The organism is Microcoleus sp. CAWBG640 (assembly GCF_020883015.1).
Taxonomy (GTDB): Bacteria; Cyanobacteriota; Cyanobacteriia; order Cyanobacteriales; family Microcoleaceae; genus Microcoleus; species Microcoleus anatoxicus.
This window is the reverse complement of the sequence record NZ_JAHRFC010000145.1, coordinates 1-7,455: the sequence shown is the minus strand read 5'-3', so window position 1 is coordinate 7,455 and position 7,455 is coordinate 1. Positions and strand designations below refer to the sequence as shown.

The window sequence follows — 7,455 nt, the reverse complement described above, 5'->3', positions numbered from 1 at the left end:
CATTCTGCTTCTGTGATTTGTCTGATGTTGCGATCGACTAACTTAAATTCCCATTCTTGTGGTAGGATAGCTGCTACTGTTACCAAACCCAGCGGTGGTAGTAGGACTTTGCGATCGACTAATTCTAAGATTTTCTCGTAGGACCAAAATGTTTTGGGAAACAGGGGATAAACCAGTAAAACTCGCATCGTATGTTAAACCTCACATTAGTATCAGACTTGCGATCGCCCTGGCGAATTGAGAGTGCGATCGACCCTGAAGATATCATGTTAGTTGTAAAATCGAGATTTTGCACCTCGATCGCAGATAATTTCAGGGCGATCGGTCCCTAAGTATCTCTAAATAACAGACAAATCAGCCAGATTTTTAGCTTTAATTTCCTGTTAACGCCTGTAAATGCTGACATCTTATCTTACATCGAAACCAAATACCCATGTCAGATTTTGGCTATCAACTATCAATTATCAACAGTCAACTGTCAACTGTCAACTGTCAACTGTCAACTGTCAACTGTCAACTGTCAACTGTCAACTGTCAACTGTCAACTGTCAACTGTCAACTTTTAATATCTTTCCCCGGAATCCCGCTAGTCCTTAACATATCGGCAATCGTGCCGCAATAACTCGGCAATCCAATAGTTTCGGGATTGACAAAATTGTGATAAGTAAAATGGCGATAGCTAATACAAAATCTATCCCAAGCAGCTAATTGAATTCGGAACAGCCAAATAAAGAAATTCGCCAGCCCTGGTGACAGAGTAATCCGAAAAAATATCTTTTTATTCAAATAAGCACAAGCTTGTTCTACTGCTTGATTAGCTGTAAGCGGAGAATTTCCTAGCACAAAATGTCGCGGTTCCTCAGAAACTGCCGGATGTTCGACTAAATAATTAACTACTGTGGCAATATCAGCGCCGTGGATGAAGTGAAAACTGGCATCTGCCTTCAACCAACGAATCAAACCAATCCATTTTGCTACTTCTGGAATACCTGAAGAAAGGTGAGAAACAGGTTTATTGGCATCTCCGCCCAAGACTAATGTGGGGTAAAGTGCTGTAATCGGAGGCACATTTTGTAACTCTGACAATTGAGTCATACACTCATATTTCGAGCGAACATAATCCGTACCTAATTCCCCTGCTTCCTTGAGCAAATTATTATCATTACCGAGAATGCTGGCAGTTGAAAAGTAAATTACTTGTTGACAAGTTTGTGGCGAAAGTAACTGAATCAGGCGGAGGGTTTTGTTGACATTAACATCAAAAACTTCTTGAGTCCCCCCCCAAGCAGTTGCAGCCAAAATCGCCACATCTATTGTTTGGAGAAGTTCGGCATATTGCTCGATATCTCGCATATCGCCTTGCAATATGTTGATTCCGGGGCGGGCGTTACAGTCAAATTTTAACTTGTCGGGGTTGCGAACTAATAGATAGAGTTCGTGGTTTGTGTCTTGAATCAAAGTTTCGGTCATGTAGTGACCGATACAGCCACTTGCACCCGTTATGAAAATTTTTTTTGTCATTTGCAGAAGGGGAAGGGAAGATGGCAAGGGGAGAATTGAGCTGTTTTCCTCGTTACCAGGCTCTGGCCTGGTAACGCAGATCCGGAGGCTCTGCCTCCAATTTGTCTGATAGCAAACGAGGCAGAGCCTCTGGACATAGGTTCCCAGGCAGAGCCGGGGAACCAGTATTGATATTTGAGCCGATTATATAATCGAAACCCAATCAAATTCAAGCAGCAACTGCAAGCAATTTGTCGGCTTGTTTGGCGGTTTCAAAGAAGAAACGCACGTTGTCTTCCGGTGTTCCTGGTAATACGCCGTGTCCCAAATTCAGGATGTGCCCGCGCGGGCCTGCTTTACGAATGGTATCAAGAATGCGATCGCGAATAAACGGTTGAGAGCCAAACAAGACACCGGGATCTAAATTGCCCTGAACGTTCATGTTGGGGCCCAAACGTCGGCGCGCATCGGCCATATCCACAGTCCAATCGACGCTAACAATATCGGCACCGGATGTTGCCATACGTTCGAGAATGCCTGCACTTCCAGTGACTAACAGAATGAGTGGCGTGTCGGGATGGGTTTTTTTGACTTGCTCGAATACTTGTTTTTGGTAAGGTAGAGCAAAAGTATCGTAGTCTTGGGGGGAAAGTTGGCCAGCCCAGGAGTCGAACATCTGCACTACTTGGGCGCCACAGTCGATTTGATAGCGGACGTAAACGGCGATCGCATCTGCAAACTTTGACAGCAACTGATGTAGTAAAGTTGGATCGGAAAATGCCATGTTTTTGATAATCGCATAATCCTTGGAACCTTTGCCCTCAACGGCGTAAGCGGCCAGAGTCCAGGGCGCGCCGACAAAGCCGAGTACAGTGGATTTGTTGCCGACTTCTGCGCGCAGGGATTCCAGGATTTCTTTAATGAAAGGCAAGCTTTCTTCGGGATTGAGGGGTTGCAGTGCGTCGATTTGCTGCTGAGTGCGGATTGGTGAGTGGATAATCGGGCCTTTACCTTCGGCGATATCCATATCGATGCCCAAACCGGGCATAGGTGTCACAATGTCGGAGAACAGAATTACACCGTCGGGTTGAAATGCGCGCCACGGCTGGAGAGAAACTTCGATGGCAACTTCGGGAATTTCGGAACGTTCGCGAAAGGATGGGTACTTTTCTCGCAAATCTCGATAGGCTTTCATGTAGCGGCCGGCTTGGCGCATCATCCAGACGGGAGGGCGTTCTAGGGTTTCGCCACGGGCTGCCCGCAACAGCAAGGGAACTTCATTTAATGCTGACATCTTAATTTTTCTCGGATTTAGGTATTTTAATGCCTTTGGTAGCTTACCATTGCGCGATCGCCCTTTTTGACAAAAAATTCATCTGTTGGTCCTGACGGGGCATGGGGACACGGCGGTTTCATTCTCAGGTATAGTAACCGCCAAGTCAGTCGGCGGTTGAAACCGCTACTCTACAAACAAAGTCCACGCAACGCGAGACTGAAGAAATTCAACCCGCTTGGAGTGGGTTTCGTCTGTGTAGACGCGGTTTCTAACCACCGCATTTATAAGCGATAATCAAACAGAGCCAATTCGACGCTCGATCGCATTATAGAATCGATCGCCCATATCACCCATCCCCACCTCAATCAACCCTAGATTATCCGCACTCACCACCCGCAAAGGCGAGTTAGCACCCCCAACCACACCGATTTTTTGCCACATTTTCGGCAAATATTCTTCCAGATAAGCTTCCCAAATACCTTGATTTTTGGGGGCGACAGAAACAACAATGCAATTGCCCATTTCACCAAAAAAAACCTCATCCCAACGGCTAACACTTGCCGAATTCCCACCTAGATGAACCTCTGCACCCAGTTTACCAGAGATACAGGATTCTGCGAGGGCGATCGCAATTCCACCCTCCGCACAATCATGGGCAGAACATACCCAACCTTGCCGAATTCCATCGCGACAAACTGCTTGCACTTTTCTTTCTAGCTCAAAATTAATTTTTGGCGGTTTTCCGGCAATAATTCCGTGAATGGCTGCCAAATATTCCGACCCTCCCAAAGTAGGAGAAGTGGCAATTTCTGAATTTTCAGATGACGAATTTTCAGTGGAATTCATGGTAATAGCATCGTCGGATTTTCCAATCCCCAACACATAAATTAAATCGTCTTTATTTTGCCAACCTTGACCGCAAATCTTCGTCAAATCAGCAATCAATCCCACCATTCCAATTACCGGAGTTGGATAAATGGGTTGAGGATTGCCATCAGAATCGATAGTTTCATTGTAAAGAGAAACGTTCCCACCAGTCACAGGTGTTTTCAACTCCCGACAAGCATCTGCAATCCCGCGACAAGCTGATGCTAACTGCCAATATCCAATGGGTTTTTCGGGACTGCCAAAATTCAGATTATCTGTAACTGCAATCGGTTCCGCACCCACACAACTTAAGTTTCGGGCAGCTTCGGCTACCACGGCTTTTGCACCTTCGTAAGGATCGAGATAAACATAGCGAGAATTGCAATCAACGGTGGCCGCCACTCCGGGAATAACCCCCCCCGGCCCCCCCTTGGTAAGGGGGGGAGAAAGTTCGGGAGTTTCTCTACCTTGTGCCTTCTTAAATAAGGGAATAGCCTCTGCTTCCTCTTGAAGCGTCGTCTTAGTAAGGGCAGGTTCTTCCTCTTGAAGCGTCGTCTTGGTAAGGGCAGGTTCTTCCTCTTGAAGCGTCGTCTTAGTAAGGGCAGGTTCTTCCTCTTGAAGCCCCCCCTTACTAAGGGCGGGTTGGGGGGGTTCTTCTTGCCCCTTAGTAAGGGCAGGTTCTTCCTCTTGAAGCCCCCCTTTACTAAGGGGGGGTTGGGGGGGTTCTTCTTGCCCCTTAGCAAGGGCAGGTTCTTGCTCTTGAAGCCCCCCCTTACTAAGGGGGGGTTGGGGGGGTTTTTCTTGACAGGGTTCCAGCGGCCGCAATCTGACAACCGCAGCATCAGCACCACCGGGCAAAACAACAGTATTATTTTGCACTTGATGGTCGTATTGACGATAAACCCAGCGTTTAGAAGCGATAGTGGGAGTATCTAAAAGTTTGAGCAAAATCTGATTCCAATTTTGCAAATTTCCATCTATTTCAATGCCGGCTAGCGTACATTCTGGCAAGGAATCCGCCGTCCATTCCCAAGCTTTTCTAGCATATTCTGGCGGTTGTGTCAACAATTCTCGGTGATAAATTGGCGTATTATCTGCTAACGCAGTTGCCGTTATTTCTGCTGCAATTTCGCCTTTAAATAGAATGCGGACGATCGGTTCTTCAATCACTGTACCCGCAACTACGGCGTGCAATCCCCAGCGGTGAAAAATATCGATTAATTCCTGTTCCCGTCCCTTTTCTGCCACAAATAACATCCGTTCCTGGGATTCGGAAAGCAGGTATTCGTAGGGAACCATGCCACTTTCTCTAACGGGAACTTTGTCTAGATCGAATTCAATTCCCACTCCACCTTTGGCGGCCATTTCTGATGTCGAACAGGTGATGCCGGCTGCACCCATGTCTTGGGCGGCGACGACTGCACCGGTTTTGAAGGCTGCTAAACAGGCTTCAATTAAGGACTTTTCTAAGAACGGATCTCCTACTTGGACGGCGGGGCGATCGTCCATGGATTTGTCGGTCAATTCTGCACTGGCAAAACTGGCACCGCCCATGCCATCTCGCCCGGTAGTCGAACCGACATAAAGCACGGGATTTCCGATTCCCGATGCACCGGATTTAACTATTTCTTGGGTTTCCATTAAACCCAAGGCCATGACGTTAACTAATGGGTTGCCGGAATAGGCGGCATCGAAGTAAACTTCGCCACCTACTGTGGGTACGCCGATGCAATTTCCGTAATGGGAAATTCCCGATACTACGCCTTTGAATAACCTCTGAGTTTTGCTATCGTCTAGGTTGCCAAAACGCAGGGAATTTAAAAGGGCGATGGGGCGTGCACCCATTGTGAAGATGTCGCGGAGAATTCCTCCGACTCCTGTGGCGGCACCTTGGAATGGTTCGACTGCTGATGGGTGATTGTGGGATTCTATTTTAAATGCTAATTGCAATCCGTTTCCCAAGTCTACAACGCCGGCATTTTCTCCGGGGCCGACGAGGATGCGATCGCCTTCTGTGGGAAACTGTTTTAATAGCGGCCGCGAGTTTTTGTAACAGCAGTGTTCGCTCCACATGACGCCGAACATTCCCAATTCTGCTTTGTTGGGGTGGCGGTTGAGACGCCGTACAATGTCTTCGTATTCTTCGGGCTTAATGCCTTCGGAGGCTATTTCTTCGGGGGAAAATGGAGATTCGGAGATGACAGACATGGAATTTCGATATAAACCACAGGATTTATTTTAAATGGCTTTGGTTTGTTATTCTCAAATCTCAATTTTCTCATCTAAAATCAAAAATATTAAATATATAATTTCTATGATTGAACCTGGAAATCTCAATTTTTCTCACCAAAATTTACGAAATCGCTCTTTTAAAGGCATGGATTTGTCAGGGGCTAATTTCAGTGGTTCGGATATTCGAGGCTGCAATTTCACTGGGGCGATGTTGAGGGGGGCAAATTTTCAGGGTGCCAGAATGGGACAAAGCCGCAGACGGGTGAGAACTTTGATTGCTAGGGCTGGGGTGACTGCGGTGACGGTGACGCTGGCGGGGGCTTTGATGGGATTGATTCGGGGTGCGGATGCGGGGGCGGCGGCGGTGGCGGCGGTGGCGGCGACTGCGATTGCTGCGACTAGGGCTGAGGCTGGTATTGTGGCTGGGGCGGTGGCTGGGGCTGCTGCTGCGATCGGCGCTAGTGGTATTGTAACTTTTTTTGGGGGGGATGCGATTAGGGGAATTGTGTTAGTTTTGGTTTCTGGAGTGATCCTTGGCTTAACTGCGATCGGTTTTTTTATTGCTGTTGAAGAGATAGAAAAGTTGTCGGTGACTTCGTTTAGAAAGGCGGATGTAACTGATGCTATATTTGACCATTATGCCATGCTTAATGCTGATTTTTCTGATGCGCGAGGCTGCTCTTGGTAAAGCAGAAGGATGCGAAATTTGGGTTAAGCTGCTAGATTTGGTCATGACCACACCGAAGCTCCAAGTAGTTAATCCCATCCCTTGAGGTGGTGAAATATTCCTTCTTCCTGTTTGCTTGTTCCTGATTCCTTCTTCCTGAATTTCCCCCCTTGGGAAGGGCTAGGGGGGGTGAAATATTCCTTATTCCTGTTTCCTTGTTCCTGATTCCTTCTTCCTGAATTTCCCCCCTTGGGAGGGCAGGGGGGGGGTGAATTATTCCTTCTTCCTGTTTGCTTGTTCCTTCTTCCTGAATTTCCCCCCTTGGGAAGGGCTAGGGGGGGTGAAATATTCCTTATTCCTGTTTCCTTGTTCCTGATTCCTTCTTCCTGAATTTCCCCCCTTGGGGGGGGCTAGGGGGGGGTGAAATATTCCTTATTCCTGTTTCCTTGTTCCTGATTCCTTCTTCCTGAATTTCCCCCCTTGGGGGGGCTAGGGGGGGTGAAATATTCCTTATTCCTGTTTCCTTGTTCCTGATTCCTTCTTCCTGAATTTCCCCCCTTGGGGGGGGCTAGGGGGGGGTGAATTATTCCTTCTTCCTGTTTGCTTGTTCCTGATTCCTTCTTCCTGAATTTCCCCCCTTGGGGGGGCTAGGGGGGGGTGAATTATTCCTTCTTCCTGCCACTATATGTTAAGAATAACTGAAATAAAACTCCCCCTCGATCATCCAGTAAATGCGATCGCCGACAGCATTCTCAAAAAGCTGCAAATTCCCCCCGAAGAATTGCTCGGCTATTCCATCTTCAAACGCAGCTACGATGCTCGTAAAAAACCAGAAATCCTGCTTGTCTATATTGTCGATGTGGAAACGACACAGGAAACACAAATTTTGGAGCGCCTCAAAAAAGACCCTCAT

General features: G+C 47.4%; 5 protein-coding genes and 2 pseudogenes. 3 read left to right on the top strand and 4 right to left on the bottom strand.

The genetic code is table 11. The annotated features are described in order from the left end of the window. Positions 1-188: pseudogene (locus tag AAFP11_RS29025) on the bottom strand (B12-binding domain-containing radical SAM protein); the annotation flags it as partial. Between the two features lie 3 nt (positions 189-191). On the opposite strand from AAFP11_RS29025, the gene AAFP11_RS29020 reads away from it, so the two are divergent. Further along, positions 192-332 (top strand): hypothetical protein, encoded by a 141-nt coding sequence (locus tag AAFP11_RS29020; RefSeq protein WP_340521709.1) that lies wholly within the window; start codon positions 192-194, stop codon positions 330-332. 223 nt (positions 333-555) lie between these two features. Here the strand turns inward: AAFP11_RS29020 and AAFP11_RS29015 are convergent, their stop codons facing one another. From AAFP11_RS29015 to purL, 3 genes are all read right to left on the bottom strand, one after another. Further along, the gene (locus AAFP11_RS29015; protein ID WP_341740132.1) at positions 556-1,521 is read right to left on the bottom strand and encodes an NAD(P)-dependent oxidoreductase; all 966 of its coding nucleotides are present in this window, start codon (positions 1,519-1,521) and stop codon (positions 556-558) included. 208 nt (positions 1,522-1,729) lie between these two features. Next, positions 1,730-2,794 carry a uroporphyrinogen decarboxylase gene (hemE, locus tag AAFP11_RS29010; protein WP_341740131.1) on the bottom strand — a complete coding sequence of 355 codons (1,065 nt, stop codon included), beginning with the start codon at positions 2,792-2,794 and terminating at the stop codon, positions 1,730-1,732. Positions 2,795-3,070: 276 nt separating this feature from the next. Next, positions 3,071-5,851, bottom strand: a complete 2,781-nt coding sequence (gene purL, locus AAFP11_RS29005) for a phosphoribosylformylglycinamidine synthase subunit PurL (protein WP_341740130.1) — start codon at positions 5,849-5,851, stop codon at positions 3,071-3,073. Positions 5,852-5,957: 106 nt separating this feature from the next. On the opposite strand from purL, the gene AAFP11_RS29000 reads away from it, so the two are divergent. Together AAFP11_RS29000 and AAFP11_RS28995 are read left to right on the top strand one after the other, a co-directional pair. Beyond that, the gene (locus AAFP11_RS29000; RefSeq protein ID WP_341740129.1) at positions 5,958-6,563 is read left to right on the top strand and encodes a pentapeptide repeat-containing protein; all 606 of its coding nucleotides are present in this window, start codon (positions 5,958-5,960) and stop codon (positions 6,561-6,563) included. A gap of 664 nt (positions 6,564-7,227) precedes the next feature. Next, positions 7,228-7,455 (top strand): annotated as a pseudogene (locus AAFP11_RS28995) (hypothetical protein); the annotation flags it as partial.